General features: G+C 72.0%; 15 protein-coding genes and 1 rRNA gene. 4 read left to right on the top strand and 12 right to left on the bottom strand.

All coding sequences use genetic code 11. From position 1 onward, the window contains the following. The 7 genes from ACH4RC_RS15880 to ACH4RC_RS15910 form a co-directional block, all read right to left on the bottom strand. Positions 1–84 (bottom strand): 16S ribosomal RNA (locus ACH4RC_RS15880); the annotation flags it as partial. A gap of 689 nt (positions 85–773) precedes the next feature. Continuing rightward, positions 774–1,616 (bottom strand): pyrroline-5-carboxylate reductase, encoded by an 843-nt coding sequence (gene proC / locus ACH4RC_RS15885; protein WP_398200554.1) that lies wholly within the window; start codon positions 1,614–1,616, stop codon positions 774–776. 128 nt (positions 1,617–1,744) lie between these two features. Further along, positions 1,745–2,482, bottom strand: a complete 738-nt coding sequence (locus ACH4RC_RS15890) for an ABC transporter permease (protein ID WP_398200557.1) — start codon at positions 2,480–2,482, stop codon at positions 1,745–1,747. Continuing rightward, a complete protein-coding gene (locus ACH4RC_RS15895; RefSeq protein ID WP_398200564.1) occupies positions 2,479–3,333 on the bottom strand; it encodes an ABC transporter ATP-binding protein in 855 nt (284 codons plus the stop codon). Before ACH4RC_RS15895 ends, ACH4RC_RS15890 begins: the two co-directional genes overlap by 4 nt. Before the next feature lie 33 nt (positions 3,334–3,366). Beyond that, positions 3,367–4,230 carry a class I SAM-dependent methyltransferase gene (locus ACH4RC_RS15900; RefSeq protein ID WP_398200567.1) on the bottom strand — a complete coding sequence of 288 codons (864 nt, stop codon included), beginning with the start codon at positions 4,228–4,230 and terminating at the stop codon, positions 3,367–3,369. Positions 4,231–4,701: 471 nt separating this feature from the next. Beyond that, on the bottom strand, positions 4,702–5,265 hold the full coding sequence (locus ACH4RC_RS15905) for an EamA/RhaT family transporter (protein ID WP_398200570.1): 564 nt from the start codon (positions 5,263–5,265) through the stop codon (positions 4,702–4,704). Between the two features lie 30 nt (positions 5,266–5,295). Next, the gene (locus tag ACH4RC_RS15910) at positions 5,296–5,631 is read right to left on the bottom strand and encodes an SH3 domain-containing protein (RefSeq protein ID WP_398200572.1); all 336 of its coding nucleotides are present in this window, start codon (positions 5,629–5,631) and stop codon (positions 5,296–5,298) included. Between the two features lie 236 nt (positions 5,632–5,867). Between ACH4RC_RS15910 and ACH4RC_RS15915 the strand changes: the two genes are divergently transcribed. Continuing rightward, on the top strand, positions 5,868–8,054 hold the full coding sequence (locus tag ACH4RC_RS15915) for a PQQ-binding-like beta-propeller repeat protein (protein WP_398201547.1): 2,187 nt from the start codon (positions 5,868–5,870) through the stop codon (positions 8,052–8,054). A gap of 43 nt (positions 8,055–8,097) precedes the next feature. Here ACH4RC_RS15915 and ilvD read toward each other — a convergent pair whose 3' ends face one another. The 4 genes from ilvD to ACH4RC_RS15935 all read right to left on the bottom strand — a co-directional run bounded on the left by ilvD (position 8,098) and on the right by ACH4RC_RS15935 (position 12,850). After that, positions 8,098–9,951 (bottom strand): dihydroxy-acid dehydratase, encoded by a 1,854-nt coding sequence (ilvD, locus tag ACH4RC_RS15920; RefSeq protein WP_398200575.1) that lies wholly within the window; start codon positions 9,949–9,951, stop codon positions 8,098–8,100. 153 nt (positions 9,952–10,104) lie between these two features. Next, on the bottom strand, positions 10,105–10,722 hold the full coding sequence (locus tag ACH4RC_RS15925) for a TetR family transcriptional regulator (RefSeq protein ID WP_398200578.1): 618 nt from the start codon (positions 10,720–10,722) through the stop codon (positions 10,105–10,107). Continuing rightward, entirely contained in the window at positions 10,719–11,543 is an 825-nt protein-coding gene (locus tag ACH4RC_RS15930; RefSeq protein WP_398200581.1) for a sugar phosphate isomerase/epimerase family protein, read from the bottom strand. The genes ACH4RC_RS15925 and ACH4RC_RS15930 overlap by 4 nt, the downstream gene beginning before the upstream one ends. 377 nt (positions 11,544–11,920) lie before the next feature. Next, positions 11,921–12,850 carry a Ppx/GppA family phosphatase gene (locus ACH4RC_RS15935; protein ID WP_398200584.1) on the bottom strand — a complete coding sequence of 310 codons (930 nt, stop codon included), beginning with the start codon at positions 12,848–12,850 and terminating at the stop codon, positions 11,921–11,923. 185 nt (positions 12,851–13,035) lie between these two features. Between ACH4RC_RS15935 and ACH4RC_RS15940 the strand changes: the two genes are divergently transcribed. Next, a complete protein-coding gene (locus tag ACH4RC_RS15940) occupies positions 13,036–13,866 on the top strand; it encodes a hypothetical protein (protein WP_398201550.1) in 831 nt (276 codons plus the stop codon). A 26-nt stretch (positions 13,867–13,892) separates the two neighbouring features. On the opposite strand, the gene ACH4RC_RS15945 is transcribed toward ACH4RC_RS15940, so the two are convergent. Beyond that, complete coding sequence (locus tag ACH4RC_RS15945; RefSeq protein WP_398200586.1) at positions 13,893–15,767, bottom strand: hypothetical protein; 1,875 nt, start codon at positions 15,765–15,767, stop codon at positions 13,893–13,895. Positions 15,768–15,978: 211 nt separating this feature from the next. On the opposite strand from ACH4RC_RS15945, the gene radA reads away from it, so the two are divergent. After that, positions 15,979–17,388, top strand: coding sequence for a DNA repair protein RadA (gene radA, locus ACH4RC_RS15950; protein ID WP_398200589.1), 1,410 nt, complete (start codon positions 15,979–15,981; stop codon positions 17,386–17,388). A 99-nt stretch (positions 17,389–17,487) separates the two neighbouring features. Continuing rightward, positions 17,488–18,612, top strand: a complete 1,125-nt coding sequence (gene disA / locus ACH4RC_RS15955) for a DNA integrity scanning diadenylate cyclase DisA (RefSeq protein ID WP_398200592.1) — start codon at positions 17,488–17,490, stop codon at positions 18,610–18,612. The last annotated feature ends 123 nt before the right edge of the window (positions 18,613–18,735 follow it).

An 18,735-nucleotide genomic window follows, 5' to 3' on the forward strand; every position in this document is an offset into this window, starting at 1 on the left:
CCCCGAAGGGCTTCATCGTTCGACTTGCATGTGTTAAGCACGCCGCCAGCGTTCGTCCTGAGCCAGGATCAAACTCTCCGTGAATGTTTCCCCGTGATCGGGGTGACACCACGAGAGCGGACCGGGCGGGAGGAATAATCCCGTCCGGTCACAGCGTCCTCGCTGTGTTTATTTCAAAGGAACCTCGCCCCAACCATCATGCGACGGCCGGAGACGGGGTAATCAACATATCTGGCGTTGACTTTTGGCACGCTGTTGAGTTCTCAAGGAACGGACGCTTCCTTTGTACTCACCCTCTCGGGCTTTCCTCCGGGCGCTTCCCTTCGGTCTTGCGTTTCCGACTCTATCAGATCTTTCCGATCCAATTTTCTCGGGGTCTTGCTGGTACTTCTTGTTCCGCTTTCCGGCCTTTCGGCCTTCCTGCGGTGTCGACTCTATCAGATCCTTTCGGGCCCGATTTTCTGTCGACCGCTACCCGGTGTCAGCCGGATATTCAATGCAGTGTCTTTCCGGCCCTTCGGCCGTTCCGACCCGTGAGACTTTAGCGGAATCCCGGCCCCCGACCTAATCGGGGTCCCGCTCTTTCGAACGCGGATTCCTCATTGCGCGAAGGCGTACGCAAACGGCGCGACAAAAGTGTGTCGAGTGTTTGAGTAGGTCTTGCGGAATGGTCGTCCGGGGCCGACCAGAGGCGGCGCTCACGTCGGACAACTCGGAGCACACTACGTACCGGGCCGGGGTGTGTCAACCTGGCGCCCCGGCCCGTCGGGCGGTCAGCTGTTGTTGCCGGAGGCCAGGGCGCGGCTGCGGTCGCGGGCCGCTTCGAGGGCGGCGATGAGGGCCGCGCGGACACCGTGGTTCTCGAGCTCGCGGATGGCGTTGATGGTCGTACCGGCCGGGGAGGTCACGTTCTCGCGGAGCTTCACCGGGTGCTCGCCGCTGTCGCGGAGCATCGTGGCCGCGCCGATGGCGGACTGGACGATGAGGTCGTGGGCCTTGTCGCGGGGCAGGCCGAGCAGGATGCCGGCGTCCGTCATCGCTTCCACCAGGTAGAAGAAGTAGGCGGGGCCCGAGCCGGAGAGAGCGGTGCAGGCGTCCTGCTGGGTTTCCGGGACGCGGAGGGTCTTGCCGACCGAGCCGAAGATCTCCTCGGCGTGGGTGAGGTGGGCCGCGGTCGCGTGCGTGCCCGCGGAGATGACGGACATGGCCTCGTCGACGAGGGCCGGGGTGTTCGTCATGACGCGGACGACCGGGGTGCCGGGCTCCAGGCGCTCCTCGAAGAACGTCGTCGGGATGCCGGCCGCGCCGCTGATGACCAGGCGGTCGGCGGGCAGCTGCGGGGCGAGCTCCGTGAGCAGGGTGCCCATGTCCTGGGGCTTGACCGTGAGGATCAAGGTGTCCGCCCGGTTCGCGGCCTCCGGGTTGGTGACCGGGGTGACGCCGTACCGGGTGCGGAGTTCCTCGGCGCGTTCGGGGCGGCGGGCCGTGACCATGAGGTCGGCGGGGTCCCAGCCGCCGCGGATCATGCCGCTGAGCAGGGCTTCGCCGATCTTCCCGGTGCCGAGCACGGCGAGCTTGTGGCGCGGGTTCGGGCTCGTCTGGGGCGTCTGGCTCATGTCGGCTCGGGCCTTCCGTGTGCGCGTGTGCGGCTGCGTCGTCCGGTCGCATCCTCGCATCGGGCGGGCCCGGTGGTCGGGGTCTGTCCGGTGGACGGACGGTCCGCCCGGACGGCGTACGTGGTGGGTCAGGCCGTGCGTCGGCGGAGGGTTGCCGCGCCGAGGGCGAGGACGAGGACGGCGCAGCCCGCGACGATCAGGGCGTCGCGGACGTAGAGGGCGGTGAGGTCGGTGTGGCGCAGGACCTCGTTCATGCCGTCGACCGCGTAGGACATCGGGAGGATGTTCGAGATCGCTTCCAGGACCGGCTGCATGCGGTCGCGGGCGATGAAGAGGCCGCAGAGGAGGAGCTGGGGAAAGATCACCGCCGGCATGAACTGGACGGCCTGGAACTCCGATGCGGCGAACGCCGAGACGAACAAGCCCAGGGCCGTGCCGAGCAGGGCGTCCAGGAGCGCCACGAGGAGCAGGAGCCAGGCCGAGCCTGTGACGTGCAGGTCGAGGGCCCAGAGTGCGAGGCCGGTGGCCAGTGCCGACTGGACGATGGCGAGGGCGCCGAACGCGAGGGCGTACCCGGCGATCAGGTCAGCCTTGCCGAGGGGCATGGCGAGGAGGCGTTCGAGGGTGCCGCTGGTGCGTTCGCGGAGCGTGGCGATGGAGGTCACCAGGAACATCGTGATGAGCGGGAAGATGCCGAGGAGCGAGGCGCCGATGGAGTTGAAGGTGCGGGGGCTGCCGTCGAACACGTAGCGGAGAAGGAAGAGCATCACGCACGGGACCAGGAGCATCAGCGCGATGGAGCGCGGGTCGTGGCGGAGCTGGCGCAGGACGCGGGCGGCGGTGGCGGCGGTGCGGTACGTGTTCATGACGGGTCCGTCCCGGATATGAGCGGGGGAGCAGGCGGGTCCGGGGGTCGTCGCGGGGCGTTCGCCGCGTCGACCAGGCGCAGGAACGCCTCTTCGACCGTGGGCGAGGCCGTGCTCGTACGCAGGGCTTCGGGGGCGTCGTCGGCCAGGAGTTCGCCGTCGCGCATGAGCAGGAGGCGGTGGCAGCGTTCGGCCTCGTCCATGACGTGGGAGGAGACCAGGATCGTCGTGCCGCGGGTGGTGGCGAGGGCGTGGAAGAGGTTCCAGAGGTCGCGGCGCAGGACGGGGTCGAGGCCGACCGTCGGCTCGTCGAGGACGAGGAGTTCGGGGGCGCCGAGGAGGGCGACGGTGAGGGAGACGCGGCCGAGCTGGCCGCCGGAGAGGTTGCCTGCGAGGGCGTCCGCGTGGGTGGTGAGGTCTACGTCGTCGAGGACGCGGTCGATGTCCGTGCGGCGGCGTTCGGCCGCGGCGCGGCCGGGTTCGAGGACCGCGGCGAAGTAGTCCAGGTTCTGCCGCACCGTCAGGTCGAGGTAGACGGACGGGGCCTGGGTGACGTAGCCGACGCGGGCGCGCAGGGACGGGTGGCCCGCGGGCCTGCCGAGGACCTCGAGCGCACCCGTGACCTTGGCCTGGGTGCCGACCAGGGCACGCATCAGGGTCGACTTGCCGCAGCCGGAGGGGCCGAGGAGGCCGGTGATCTGGCCGCGCGGGACCGTGAAGTCGAGGCCGTGCAGGACGGTGCGGGGGCCACGGACGACGGTGAGGCCCGTGGCTCGGACGGCGGGGGTGACGGCTTCCCGGGTGCCAGTACCGGTGCCGGATCCGGGTGAGCCCGAGCTTTTATTCATCACGTGATGAATATTGCTCCCGGCGGCACGACCCGGTCAAGGGGTGCGGTGGCGGAGGACCGTCAGCTCCAGGGCGTAGGCGTCGTCGACGATGCCGTCGGGGAAGCGGGCGAGGAGGTGGGCGCGTTCGGCCGCCAGGATCGGGGCGGAGCGTTCGGGGCCCAGGACCGCGAAGTAGGAGCGGCTGCTGAGGTGCTTCAGGTGCAGGTCTATGGGGACGCGGCGCGACCAGTGCAGGCGGCGGAAGACCGGGGTGGCGGGCAGGCCGAGCGCGGTGATGAGGGCGGGGGCGTCGGTGGCGACGCCGTGGCGGTGGTAGCCGGGGAGCGCCTCCTGGAGGCGGGTCTCCTGGGCGACGGTCCACTCGGCGTCCGGGTCCGGCACGTTCCACCACACGGCCAGCGCGCCGCCCGGTCGCAGCACGCGCAACGCCTCCGGGACCGAGCGGGCCGGGTCGGTCCAGTGCCAGGACTGGGCGTACGTGACCAGGTCGGCGGAGGCGTCCGTGAACGGCAGCGCGTCGCCGACGGCGCGGACCAGGGGCACGTCGGGCAGGGCCCGGCGGAGTTCGGCGCCCATGCCGGGGCCCGGCTCGACGGCGACGACGCGGGCGCCGCGGTCGCGCAGAAGACGGGTGGCGATGCCGGTGCCCGCGCCGATGTCGAGGACGCGGGCGTCGCTCAGGCTCAGCCCCGCCAGCTCCTGGACCGCGTCGAAGAGCTCGGGGGGATAGCTGGGGCGGGCCGCGGCGTACTGGGCGGCGACGGTGTCGAAGGAGAGGGCGAGGGCGAGGTCGGGCGAGGCCGTGTTCGAGGCGACCGGGGCGTCAGCGGAGCCCGGTGCGGCACCTCGGAAGCCACCGGCATCCGGCGCGCCCAGACTGTCTGCGGCATCCGGCACTGCACCCTGGGAACCACCGGCACCCGGCGCACCCAGACCGCCCGCGGCACCCGGCACTGCACCCCAGGTACCACCGGCACCCGGCGCACCCAGACCGCCCGCGGCACCCGGCACTGCACCCCAGGTACCACCGGCACCCGGCGCACCCAGACCGTACGCGGCACCCGGCGCACCCAGACCGTCCGCGGCACCCGGCGCGCCCTGACCGTCCGCGGCATCCGGCACTGCACCCCGGGAACCACCAGCACCCGGCGCGCCCTGACCGTCCGCGGCATCCGGCACTGCACCCCGGGAACCACCAGCACCCGGCGCACCCAGACCGCCCGCGGCACCCGGCACTGCACCCCGGGAACCACCGGCATCCGGTGCGCTCAGGCTGTCTGCGGCGTTCGGCGAGTCAGAGGCGTCCGGTGGCTGGTTCGTCATGGAAGCATGGTCGCGCCGGAGCCCCTGCGCCAGCTAGCGGGTGGCTCAGCGCTTCTTGTTGTTCCGGGGCTTCCTGGCCGGGTTGCCGGCGCGGCGGGCGGTGCGGCGCTGGTACTGGTCGCGGGCGGTCTCGTACTCCTGCCTGCGGAGCTTCTCGCCCGGGGCCTCGGTCAGGCAGCGCAGGGCGTGGGCGACGAGTACGCCGACGAAGCCGATGGTCATGAAGCCGCGCAAGGACGCCTGGCGCTCCGGGTCGGGGCGCTGGGTGAAGCCGCTCCAGGTGCGGGTGAAGGCGAAGGCGCTGCAGACCGCGAACATGACGACGACCAGGACGTTCACGAAGGAGCCGACGTCCGCGATGGCCAGCCCCTGGTAGGCGAGGCGCAGCACGAGGCAGCCGGCCGCCGCGGCGATGAGCGCTCCCACGCCGACGGCGGCACGGCGCAGCGCGTAGCCGCCGCTGTGGTCCACCCAGGCCGTCCCGAAGAAACGGATCTCTTCGGGACGGGGGCCGCCTGTAGCCGTGTCGGTCTTGTCTGTGCCGGTCGTGTCTGTGCCGGTCGTGTCTGTGCCGGTCGTGTCTGTGCCGGTGCCGGTTTCGTCGCTCACGGGTCGATTATCGCCGGGCGGCGGTGCGGGTCAGTCGCAGCGGGGGGCCACGTAGCCGTCGCTGCCGGTGCGTACGTAGGAGTCGGAGATGTACTCGCCGACGCCGATGCTGTCCCAGATGTTGGTGGTGCCGTACGGGCCGGCGACCCACTGGCCGGGCTTCTGGCAGTTGACCGTGACGCGCGCGCCCAGCGGCAGGCGGCGGACGACGCGGTACTGGGTGCCGGGGCCGCTGCGGACGTTCACGTTGTAGCCCGGGGCCACCGGGTAGGAGGCGGTGGCCGCCGCGAGGCCCTCCGCCACCGCTGCGTCCTCTGCTGTGTCCTCTGCTGTGTCCTCTGCCGCCGGTACGTTCTCGATCGCCATGCCGTCTCCCCCGTAGATCATGAAATTGCGAATGCCGGAGTCCCGATCATCGAACAGGACTCGTTCAGCGTTCGTTGAGGCCCCGTTGCGATGGTGTGTGGGCGGAGGCTAGCAAGCCTCGCCGGTCCCGGACGAACCTTCGACTAGGCTCCGTGCGTCGCGCGCACACGGAGATCACGTACGACGTCGGTACGGGATCGGGCACGACGATCACGACGACATCCACGGGGGTGGACATGCCGTCACGGCCGAGCATCGGGCCCGACGCGGAAGCGGAAGTTCCGGAGTATGCCGGGCACTACCGCCTGGAGGAGCGCCTCGGCGCGGGCGGCATGGGCGTGGTGCATCTGGCGCGGTCCGCGACGGGGCTGCCGCTCGCGGTGAAGGTGGTGCACGCGGAGTTCGCCAAGGACCCGGAGTTCAGGGGCCGCTTCCGGCAGGAGGTGGCGGCGGCGCGGCGGGTCAGCGGGGCGTTCACGGCGTCCGTGGTGGACGCCGACCCGGACGCCGAGCGGCCCTGGATGGCGACCCTGTACATCCCCGGCCCGACCCTCGCCGACCACGTGAAGCGGAAGGGTCCGCTGACCGCCGCCCAGCTGCGGCACGTTACCGCGGGTCTGGCGGAGGCGTTGCGCGACATCCACCGGGTCGGTGTGGTGCACCGCGATCTGAAGCCGAGCAATGTGCTGCTCGCCGAGGACAGCCCCAAGGTCATCGACTTCGGTATCTCGCGGCCCAAGGACAGTGAGCTGCGCACCGAGACCGGCAAGCTGATCGGCACGCCGCCGTTCATGGCGCCGGAACAGTTCCGCCGGCCGCGCGAGGTCGGCCCGGCGGCGGACGTGTTCGCGCTCGGCTCGGTCCTGGTGCACGCGGCGACCGGGCGCGGGCCGTTCGACTCGGACAGCCCGTACCTCGTCGCGTACCAGGTCGTGCACGACGAGCCGGATGTGACCGGGGTGCCCGAGGAGCTGGCGCCGCTGGTGCTGCGCTGCCTGGCGAAGGAGCCGGAGGACCGGCCGACGCCGGACGAGTTGATGGCGGAGATGCGCGCCCTGTCCGCGCGGTACGACACGCAGTCGTTCACGACGGGGGCGTTCGCGACAGAGGCGATCACGACAGGGGCGATCACGACAGGGGCGTTCACGGACTCCTCGGTGGGCCGGCCGCTGATACCGGCGCAGCGGGGGCCGTCGGAGCCGGTGCCGACGGCCGGCCCGGAGTCCGGACCAGAGGCGGAGCCGCCCGCCCGCCGTCTGCGGACGCGGGTCCGCGCGGCCGTCCTGGGGGGCCTGGCGCTCTGCGGCGCGCTCGCGGCGGCGGTTCTGGCCCTGGTGCCGCACGCCGCCGACGACGCGCCTGCGCCCCGTACGGCCGAGGTGGCGTCGCACGCCTGGAACCGGCAGGTCGGTTCGGGGCCCGGGACCGCGTGCTCGTACGGGGCGGGTGCCCTGCGCTGCGCCGCGCCCGGCGTGCTGGCCGCGTCTCTCGACCCGCGCGACGGCACGGTGCTGTGGCTGCGCAAGGCGTCCGGCACCGCTGACGGCAACGCGCCCGCGCCCGTGCTCGCCGGCGGCCTGCTCCAGGTCGTCTCGGCGGACGGCGCACGCCTGCTCGCGCTGGACCCGGCGACCGGCAGGACCCGCTGGTCGAAGGGGATCGCGGCCTATCAGGGCCAGGTCCAACCGGTGGGCGACAGGGTCCTGCTGGCGGCCCCCGACGGCACGCTGACCGCGCTCGACGCCCGGACCGGTGAGCAGCGCTGGCAGCATCGGCTGCCGACGCCGCAACCGTTGCTCTCGTACGTCGGCGGTCCCCTGGTCTACGCCACCACCATGGCGGCGGACGGGGTGAACACGCAGGTCAGCGCGGTGGATCCGGCGACGGGGGCGGTGCGCTGGAAGCGCGGGTCCCCGGGTTCGGCCACTGTGGTGGGCGTGAGCGCGGACGTGGTGTGGTGCGCGCAGCGCAGGGCGGACGGGGCGACGGTGGGCCTGATCGGGCACCGCCTCTCCGACGGGACGGTCACCCGGCGCGTCCGCCTGGCCTTGCCGCTGCCCCAGGCGACGGCGTCGGTCCACGACGGCAGGGCGTATCTGCTCGCCGCGGGCGGGTCGCTGGTCGCCCAGGACCTGGCCTCCGGCAAGCAGCTGTGGCGCTCGGAGACGTCGGTGAGCAGGGGTTCGGCGCCGAGTGCCGACAGCCGAGGGCACGTCTACGCGAGCGCCCCGGACGGCCGCCTCCTGGCCCTCGCCCCGGACACGGGCCGCCCTCTGGGCCAGACGCGCCCCCGCCCGGGAACCCATGCCGACCGGGTGGTGGCGGATCTGCCGTCGCCGGTCGTGGCCGGTGGCCGGGTCTACGCGAGCGCGCCGGACGGGACGGTGTTCGCAGCGGACGGCGGCCGCCCGCAGGACTGGTGAGGCGGGCGGCCGCGTACGTGCTTCTTCTCCGCGCTCGGCGTGGTCAGCCGAGCTTGGAGACGTCGCGGACGGCGCCGCGGTCCGCGCTGGTGGCCATGGCGGCGTAGGCGCGGAGGGCCGCGGAGACCTTGCGCTCGCGCGACTTGGGGGCGTAGACGCCGCCCAGGGCCTCGCGGCGGCTCGCCAGCTCCTCATCGGAGACGAGGAGCTCGATGGAGCGGCCCGGGATGTCGATGCGGATGCGGTCGCCGTCCTCGACGAGGGCGATGGTGCCACCGGCGGCGGCCTCGGGCGAGGCGTGGCCGATGGAGAGACCCGACGTACCGCCGGAGAACCGGCCGTCGGTGACGAGCGCGCACGCCTTCCCCAGACCGCGGCCCTTCAGGTACGAGGTCGGATAGAGCATCTCCTGCATGCCGGGCCCGCCCTTGGGGCCCTCGTAGCGGATGACGACGACGTCGCCCTCCTTGACCTGCTTGAGCAGGATCTTCTCGACGGCCTCCTCCTGCGACTCGCAGACGACGGCCGGGCCCTCGAAGGTCCAGATGGACTCGTCGACGCCGGCGGTCTTCACGACGCAGCCGTCCTCGGCGATGTTGCCCTTCAGAACGGCGAGGCCGCCGTCCTCGGAGTAGGCGTGGGCGATGTCACGGATGCAGCCACCCGCGGCGTCGGTGTCGAGGGTGTCCCAGCGTTCGGACTGCGAGAAGGCCTCGGCGGAGCGCTTGCAGCCGGGGGCGGCGTGCCACAGCTCGACGGCCTCCTCGGACGGCGAACCGCCGCGCACGTCCCACGTGCCGAGCCACTCCTTGATGGAGGCGGAGTGGACGGTGTGCACGTCCTCGTGGAGCAGCCCGCCGCGGTACAGCTCGCCGAGGATCGCGGGGATGCCACCGGCGCGGTGGACGTCCTCCATGTAGTACGTGCCGCCGGGCGCCACGTTCGGGGCGACCTTCGACAGGCAGGGAACGCGGCGCGAGACGGCGTCCATGTCGGCGAGCGTGTAGTCGAGCTCGGCCTCCTGCGCGGCGGCCAGCAGGTGAAGAATCGTGTTGGTGGAGCCACCCATGGAGATGTCGAGGGCCATGGCGTTGTCGAAGGCGGCGCGGGTGGCGATGGAGCGCGGCAGGACCGAGGAGTCGTCACCGTCGTAGTACCGCTTGGCGATCTCGACGACCGTCGCGCCCGCCTTCTCGTACAGCGCCTTGCGGGCGGTGTGCGTGGCGAGGACGGAGCCGTTGCCCGGCAGGGAGAGACCGATGGCCTCGGTCAGGCAGTTCATGGAGTTGGCGGTGAACATGCCGGAGCAGGAGCCGCAGGTCGGACAGGCGTTCTCCTCGATACGGAGGATGTCCTCGTCGGAGACGCTCTCGTCGACGGCATCGCTGATGGCGTTGACGAGATCCAGCTTCCGGACGGTGCCGTCCACGAGGGTCGCCTTGCCGGCCTCCATGGGCCCGCCGGAGACGAACACGGTCGGGATGTTCAGCCGCAGGGCGGCGTTGAGCATGCCCGGGGTGATCTTGTCGCAGTTGGAGATGCAGACCAGGGCGTCCGCGCAGTGCGCCTCGACCATGTACTCGACGGAGTCGGCGATGAGGTCGCGCGAGGGCAGGCTGTAGAGCATGCCGCCGTGGCCCATGGCGATGCCGTCGTCGACGGCGATGGTGTTGAACTCGCGGGGAATTCCGCCCGCGGCGCGCACGGCGTCGCTGACGATGCGGCCCACGGGGGCCAGGTGCGTGTGCCCGGGCACGAACTCGGTGAACGAGTTGGCCACGGCGATGATCGGCTTCCGGCCGATGTCCGCACCGGGTACACCGGAGGCGCGCATAAGGGCGCGTGCGCCCGCCATGTTGCGGCCGTGAGTGACTGTGCGGGACCTCAGCTCGGGCATCGTCGCTCGCTCCTTCTGGCAGAAAGGTCTGCGTCTTCAGACAGAAAAGACTGCGTCCGACCCTACGCCGCCCCTCCAGGATCCGGACAGCCCGTCCGCATGCCGGGATGCCCGTCTCACCGCGGACACTTTCCGGAGGCCCGCGGAGGATTGTCAGAGGCCGGTCAGGTGTCCTTGCACGACGGGGGCGAGCCGTGCCACGAGCACCTCGACATCGGCCGACGCCAGCGGCTCGACCTTGATCACGTACCGGAGCATCGCGGTCCCCACCAACTGCGCGGCGGCCAGGGAGGCCCGCAGCTCGGCCTCCTGCTCGGGCACGTCCAGACGCCGCCCGATACGCGCCAGCAACTGGGCGGCGACGAGCCGCCGGAAGACCCCGGCGGCGACTTCGTTGTTGACAGCGGACCGCACGACGGCGAGCACGGGCGCCCTGGTCACAGGGTTCTCCCAGACACCGAAGATGAACCGGGTCAACTGCTCACCGATGGTGTCGAGCGGCCCCTCCGCCACCGCGTCGGGCGCCTCGAAGGCCGGCGCGAGGACGGTCTCGACCGAGGCGGCGAAGACCTGCTCCTTGGTCCCGAAGTAGTGATGAACGAGCGCCGAGTCGACCCCGGCGGCCTTCGCGATCCCCCGCACGGACGCCTTCTCGTACCCCCGCTCGGCGAACTCCTCCCGAGCGGCGCCGAGAATCCGCTCCCGGGTACCGGGCCCGCCCGCACCCTCGCTCCGCGGGGGCCGCCCGCGCCGCCGTACGGGCTCACTCATGAACGCGGCACTCGCACCGCGGAAGCCAGCTGCAGCCGCGTGAAGGCCAGCGCCTCCGCGAGATCGGCCTCGCGCTCGGCGCTGGACATGGCCCGCCGGGTATTGACCTCGATCACCACGTGCCCGTCGAACCCGCTGACCGCCAGCCGCTCCAACAACTCGGCACAGGGCTGCGTGCCCCGCCCCGGCACCAGATGCTCGTCCTTGTTGGACCCGTTCCCGTCGGCCAGATGCACATGACCGAGCCGGTCCCCCATGCGGTCGATCATCTGCATGGCGTCCGTACGAGCGGTGGCGGTGTGGCTCAGATCGACGGTGAAATGCCGGTAGTCGTCCTTCGTGACATCCCAGTCGGGCGCGTAAGCGAGCATCTCGCGATCCCGGTACCGCCACGGATACATGTTCTCGACGGCGAACCGCACATCCGTCTCGTCGGCCATCCGCCAGATACCGCTGACAAAGTCCCGGGCGTAGTTGCGCTGCCACCGGAAGGGCGGGTGCACCACGACCGTCGAGGCCCCGAGCTTCTCCGCCGCGGCCTTGGCGCGCTGCAGCTTCACCCACGGATCGGTCGACCACACCCGCTGCGTGATCAGCAGACATGGCGCGTGCACGGCCAGGATCGGGATGCGGTGGTAGTCGCTCAGCCGCCGCAGCGCCTCGATGTCCTGGCTGACGGGATCGGTCCACACCATGACCTCGACGCCGTCGTAGCCCAGGCGCGCGGCGATCTCGAAGGCCGTCGCCGTCGACTCCGGATACACCGAGGCGGTCGACAGGGCGACCTTCGCATCCGGGATGCGCACCACTGGTTCTGCCACGCAGACAGAGTACGGGGCCCTTGCCGGGCGGGGGGAAGCGGTGCGGCCCCGGCCCGGCTCGAGGGGCTTGGTCTTACGGGGCTTGATCTGGCGGGGCTTGGTTGGCGGGGCTGGTTTCTTCGGCCGGAGGGAACACCGACGGTCAGACGCGACTCGACGGGAGGGGCCGGTCGGGGTATGTCCGCGCGCAGCAGCCCTGCACGCGGTGGCGGCACCGAAGCAACCGGCGAGGCCATCAAGATGGCGAGCACGGACATACCCCGGGCGGCCCCGTACCCACGGACACACCTGTCGGATCGAGACGGTCAGCCGCTGAACGGCCCCGGACGGCCACCCTCCCTTCACGCGCGCAGGATCAACCAGGCACACGCGCAGGATCAACCAGGCAGATGATCAAGCCGCCGCAGGATGACCCCTTCACGCAGCGCCCAGGGACATACCTCAAGCGTCTCCACCCCGAACAGATCCATCGCCCCCTCGGCCACCAAGGCCCCGGCGAGCAACTGCCCGGACCGCCCCTCGGAGACCCCGGGCAGCTCCGCCCGCTCCGCGACAGTCATCGCCCCGAGCCGAGGCATCCAGTCCTCCAACGACTTCCGCTTCAACTCCCGCTGCACGTACACGCCCTCGGCGGACCGAGCCGCCCCGGCCAACCGGGCCAGCTGCTTGAACGTCTTCGACGTGGCCACCACATGATCCGGCGCCCCGAACCGGCTGAACTCCCCCACGGTCCGCGCGATCTCCGCCCGCACATGCCGCCGCAACGCCTTCACATCGGCGGGGTCCGGCGGATCCCCGGGCAGCCACCCGGCGGTCAGCCGCCCGGCCCCGAGCGGCAGCGACACCGCCGCGTCGGGCTCCTCGTCCATCCCGTAGGCGATCTCCAGGGACCCGCCCCCGATGTCGAGGACGAGCAGGGTCCCGGCGGACCACCCGAACCACCGCCGCACGGCGAGAAACGTGAGCCGGGCCTCTTCCTCCCCGCTCAGCACCCGCAGCTCGACCCCGGTCTCGTCCTTCACCCGGGCAAGCACCTCATCCGCGTTGCTGGCCTCACGCACGGCAGAGGTGGCGAAGGGCAGCAGATCCTCGACCCCTTTGTCCTCGGCGGCCTCCAAGGCCCCGAGAACCGTACGGACGAGCCGCTCGACGCCTTCCGCCCCTATCGCCCCGTGCTCGTCGAGCAGTTGAGCGAGGCGCAAGTCGGCCTTGTGCGAGTGCGCGGGCAGCGGCCGGGCTCCCCCGTGCGCGTCCACCACGAGCAGATGGACCGTATTCGAACCCACGTCGAGGACACCGAGTCTCATATAAGGAACGCTACTGCGCGCATGTGGCCGCTCATCGGCCGCAGAGGTCTTCTCGTCCCCCTCGACGCGCTTACTCTGGAACGGTGCCAAAGACGAAAAAGGCCAAGGCTGACAAGAGCGACAAGAGCAGCAAGAACGAACCCAAGTCGGCAAAGCAGAAGAAAAAGCCTGAGCAGCTCCTCCAGATCCAGCCGGGCCCCCCGGCGGCGGCAGGAGCGCTGAAGGCGGAGCCGGACGAGAAGGGGATCGACTTCCCGCGCGCGTGGGTCGAGTTCCCGGACCCGGCAGACGACGAGCAGGTCTTCCGCTGTGATCTGACATGGCTGACCTCTCGTTGGAGCTGCATCTTCGGCAGTGGCTGCCAGGGCATCCAGGCGGGCCGCGCCGACGACGGCTGCTGCACGCTCGGCGCGCACTTCTCGGACGAGGACGACGAGAAGCGCGTGGCGGAACACGTGGCACGGCTGACGCCCGACATCTGGCAGCACCACGCGGTGGGCACGGAGACGGGCTGGGTGTCGGAGGACGAGGACGGCGAGCGGCAGACCCGCCCGTACAAGGGCTCGTGCATCTTCCAGAACCGCCCCGGGTTCGAGGGCGGCATGGGCTGCTCCCTGCACATCCTGGCGATGCGGGAGGGCCGGGAGCCGCTGGAGACGAAGCCGGACGTGTGCTGGCAGCTGCCGGTCCGCAGGACGTACGAGTGGATCGACCGCCCGGACGACACGCGGGTGCTGCAGGTCTCGATCGGCGAGTACGACCGCAGGGGCTGGGGCCCGGGCGGCCATGACCTGCACTGGTGGTGCACGTCGGCGACGTCTGCGCACGGCGCGGGCGACCCGGTGTACGTCTCGTACCGTCCGGAGCTGATCGAGCTGATGGGCAAGGACGGCTACGACAAGCTGGTGGAGCTCTGCGAGGAGCGCCTGGCGGCGGTACCGAAGGGCCGCCCGCTGCCGGCGGCGCACCCGGCGGACCCGACGGACCCGGCGCAGGCGCCGGGACCGCGGGCGTAGGTCCACAGGAAGCCGCCACCCGAGACCTACGGAGTGGCACCCCCGGACGAACCCCCAGGATCGGACGGCGCGGGCGCACCCGGACCGGGATCGGACGACGACGGATCACCGGGATCGGACGGCGAGGGATCGGACGGCGACGGGTCGGACGGTGACGGGTCGGACGGTGAGGGGTCGGTCGGCGTCGGATCGGTGGGCGACGGATCACCGGGCCCGGTGGACGGATCGGACGGCGCGGGCTCCCCGCTCCCGGGCCCGGAACCAGGCCCATGACCGGACCCGGGCCCATGCCCGTGGCCGTGCCCGGACCCAGGACCGGGCCGAGGCCCATGACTGTGCCCGTGCCCGGCGCCGCGCCCCGGACGGGAGCTCCCCCACCGCCCGTACCCCTCGATGGAGATGACGGCCCCGGACGGGTCGATGCCGACGCGCGCGCTCCAGTGCCCGTACGGCTCCCGGTCCTGGTCGACGTAGACCCGGAGGGTGACGGACGCCCCCGGCTGGAGCGTCCCCGAGGTCTGGCTGAGGCGGAGCCAGGACGCGGGCGTGTGCGCGGCCCAGTGGACGGCGGAGCTGCCGGACGCGGTGAGCGTGATGAGGGTGGTGTCACCGCTGGGCTGCGCCTCGACGGTGAGCCGCCCGGGCCCGGTGCTGCCCGCGCGCGTGGGGGGCGAGATCACTTCGACGGAGACGTCGTCGGGCGAGTGGCTGCCGTCGCGGCTGAAGCGGGGGTCGGGGGTGGTCCTGGCGTTGCCCGCGTTCTCGTACGTGTCACCGCTGCGCTCACCGGCCGGACCGCCCGCGTCACCGGTCTCACCTGCGCTGATGGAGCGCCCGTCGGTGCCTTCACCGGTGAGCGGCGCGCCCCGGTAGGCGGCCCAGAGGGCGATGACGGGGGCGGCGACGACGGTGGCGACGACGGTCGTGGTGACGGCGCGCGCGCGGAGCCGGTCGCGGCGTGCGGCGCGGTCCTTGGGGTCCATCGGGAACCCGAGCCGGTCGAAGCGGGGCGCGGCGCCCTGGCGGCGCGGGGCGTGCATGGCGTGGTGGAGGGCGGCGCGCGGGGCGTCGACGAGGGGCAGGGCGGCGGGGGTGACGGAGGTGCCGGGCCAGGTGCCGGGGGCGGCGCGCTCGGCGGTGCGGCGGCAGCGGGGGCAGTCGTCGACGTGCCGGACGAGTTCGCGGCGCAGGGTGGCGGAGAGCAGGAGCTGGTTGTCGCCGGTGAGGCGGGCGACGCTGGGGCAGGTGCCGGTCTGGACGACGGCGAGGGCGGCGCGGGTCCGCTCGACCTCGCAGGCGGCGGCCGCGAGGAGCTCGCGGGTGGCGCCGGGGTCGGAGCCGAGGACGGCGGCGACCTCGCGGGGCGAGAGCTGGTGGCGGACGGCGAGTTCGAGGGCCTCGCGCTGCTCGGGGGTGGTACCGGCGGCTTCGGGCCAGGCGAGGAGGGCGAGCTGGCGCCGCCGCTCTTCCTGGAGGAGCGCATCCTCAGCGCCGGTGCCCGACGAGGTGCCGGGGGCGGCGGCCGTGGGCGCGGGCCCGGCCGGACGGCTCTTGCCCGCACCGTGCGTGGCCTGCCGCTGCCGCTTGGCCTCGGCGAGCCGGCGCAGGCAGGACCAGCGGGCGAGCGCGTACAGCCAGGCTCTGCGGTCGGTCTCGGAGTCGGCGGCGGGGGCGCGGGAGCCACGGCGCTCGGCGAGGGCGAGGGCGTCCCCGAGGGCGGTGATCGCCTCGTCGTGGTCGCAGAGGACGGAGAGGCAGTACGTGAACAGCCCGTCGAGACAGGGCTCGTAGCGAGCGGGCGGGCGCTGCGGGACGGCGCGCGGCACCGGCCGCCGCGTCCCGGTGCGCTGGGCCCGGTGTGCGCCGGTGGTCTGGGTGGGGGTTTCCGGCCTGCTGCTCATCACCCGTGCGACCGTAGGCGGCGGGCGCGGACCTCTTACGCCCCCTTGCACACTTTTAATCCTTACGGGTGAAACGATCCCTCAAAAGGGGACAGGAAACCCATATTCCGTGGCCAGCGCGGCTACGCGGGGCAACGGCCAGGGGCAAGGTCACGGTGGATACCCCTCGCCGGCGGCGGCGCTGTCAGTGGCGCCCGCTACGGTTCCCTCCATGGCTGCCCGTACGAAATCCACGAAGGACCGCCCGTCCTACCGCTGCACCGAATGCGGCTGGCAGACGGCCAAGTGGCTGGGCCGCTGCGCCGAGTGCCAGGCGTGGGGAACGATCGAGGAGTACGGCGCCCCCGCGGTGCGCACGACCGCGCCCGGCCGCGTCACGACGTCCGCGCTGCCCATCGGCCAGGTCGACGGCAAGCAGGCGACGGCCCGCGGCACGGGCGTGCCCGAGCTGGACCGGGTGCTCGGCGGCGGTCTCGTACCGGGCGCGGTGGTCCTCCTTGCGGGCGAGCCGGGTGTCGGCAAGTCCACGCTGCTCCTGGACGTGGCGGCGAAGGCGGCCGACGCGGAGCACAGGACGCTCTATGTGACGGGCGAGGAGTCGGCGTCGCAGGTCCGGATGCGGGCCGACCGCATCAAGGCGATCGACGACCACCTCTACCTGGCAGCGGAGACGGACCTGTCCGCGGTGCTCGGCCACTTGGACGCGGTGAAGCCGTCCCTGCTGATCATGGACTCCGTGCAGACGGTGGCCTCGCCGGAGATCGACGGCGCGCCCGGCGGCATGGCGCAGGTCCGCGAGGTCGCGGGCGCGCTGATCCGGGCCTCGAAGGACCGCGGCATGTCCACGCTGCTCGTGGGACACGTCACGAAGGACGGCGCGATCGCGGGCCCGCGCCTGCTCGAACACCTGGTGGACGTGGTCCTGAGCTTCGAGGGCGACCGGCACGCGCGCCTGCGCCTGGTGCGCGGCGTGAAGAACCGGTACGGGACGACGGACGAGGTGGGCTGCTTCGAACTGCACGACGAGGGCATCACCGGGCTCGCCGACCCGTCCGGCCTGTTCCTGACGCGCCGCGACGAGCCCGTCCCCGGCACCTGCCTGACCGTCACGCTCGAAGGCCGCCGCCCGCTCGTGGCCGAGGTCCAGGCGCTCACGGTGGACTCGCAGATCCCCTCGCCACGCCGGACGACATCCGGTCTGGAGACGTCCCGTGTGTCCATGATGCTCGCGGTCCTCGAACAGCGGGGCCGGATCAGCGCCTTGGGCAAACGGGACATCTACTCCGCGACGGTCGGCGGCGTGAAGCTGACGGAACCCGCCGCCGACCTGGCCATCGCCCTCGCGCTCGCCTCCGCGGCGAGCGACACCCCGCTGCCGAAGAACCTCGTGGCGATCGGAGAAGTAGGCCTGGCGGGCGAGGTCAGACGGGTCACCGGCGTGCAGCGCAGGCTCGCCGAGGCGCACCGTCTCGGCTTCACACACGCGCTGGTTCCGGGCGATCCGGGCAAGATCCCGGCCGGTATGAAGGTCCTGGAAGTCGCCGATATAGGGGACGCGCTGCGGGTACTGCCCAAGAGCCGTCGGCGAGAGGCCCCACGGGAGACGGAGGAGCGCCGGTAGACTTTGCCCAGGTCTCGCCTGTGCGTGCGAACGCGACAACCGTACGAACGCGACAAACGTAAGGGCGGCGCCCCAGAGTCTGCGATCCGGAGGAGTGCAGTGGCAGCCAACGACCGGGCGGCAGCTCCCGGCAAGTCCGGAGGGAGCTCCGGTGCGGACGCCTCGATGCGCGCCGCGCTGAGCGCCGTGGCGCCCGGGACGGGCCTGCGGGACGGTCTGGAGCGGATCCTCCGCGGCAACACCGGCGGGCTCATCGTCCTCGGCTCCGACAAGACGGTCGAGTCGATGTGCACCGGCGGTTTCGTCCTCGACGTGGAGTTCTCGGCCACGCGCCTGCGCGAGCTGTGCAAGCTCGACGGCGGCATCGTGGTCTCCTCCAACCTCGACAAGATCCTGCGGGCCGGCGTCCAGCTGGTCCCGGACCCGATGATCCCCACCGAGGAGACCGGCACCCGGCACCGCACCGCGGACCGCGTGAGCAAGCAGGTCAACTTCCCGGTCGTCTCGGTCTCCCAGTCGATGCGGCTCATCGCTTTGTACGTGGACGGGCAGCGCCGCGTGCTCGAGGACTCGGCCGCGATCCTTTCGCGGGCCAACCAGGCGCTCGCCACCCTCGAGCGCTACAAGCTCCGCCTCGACGAGGTCGCGGGTACGCTCTCCGCGCTCGAGATCGAGGACCTCGTCACCGTCCGGGACGTCACGGCCGTCGCCCAGCGCCTGGAGATGGTGCGCCGCATCGCCACCGAGATCGCCGAGTACGTGGTCGAGCTCGGCACCGACGGACGCCTCCTGGCGCTCCAGCTCGACGAGCTGATCGCGGGCGTCGAGCCCGAGCGCGAACTCGTCGTACGGGACTACGTGCCCGAGCCGACGGCCAAGCGGTCCCGCACGGTCGACGAGGCACTTGTCGAACTGAACGCCCTGCACCACGGGGAACTCCTCGAACTGCCCACAGTGGCGCGCGCGTTGGGGTACACCGGATCGCCCGAGGCGCTCGACTCCGCGGTGTCGCCGCGCGGCTTCCGCCTCCTCGCGAAGGTGCCGCGGCTGCCCGGCGCCATCATCGACCGCCTCGTCGAGCACTTCGGCGGCCTGCAGAAGCTGCTGGCCGCGAGCGTGGACGATCTGCAGACGGTGGACGGGGTCGGGGAGGCGCGGGCGCGGAGCGTCCGGGAGGGGTTGTCGAGGCTGGCGGAGTCGTCGATCCTGGAGCGGTACGTCTGATCCGGATCCCGACCCCGGCCACGCCAGTTCCAGACCGTCCGGCGCTTGAGGAGCGGGGTCCGGGGCGGAGCCCCGTGGTGGGGGGCCTGGTGGGCCGTGGTGGTGGGCCGTGGTGGTGGGCCG

Source organism: Streptomyces sp. NPDC016845 (assembly GCF_044332585.1).
In the GTDB taxonomy this organism is placed as follows: Bacteria; Actinomycetota; Actinomycetes; order Streptomycetales; family Streptomycetaceae; genus Streptomyces.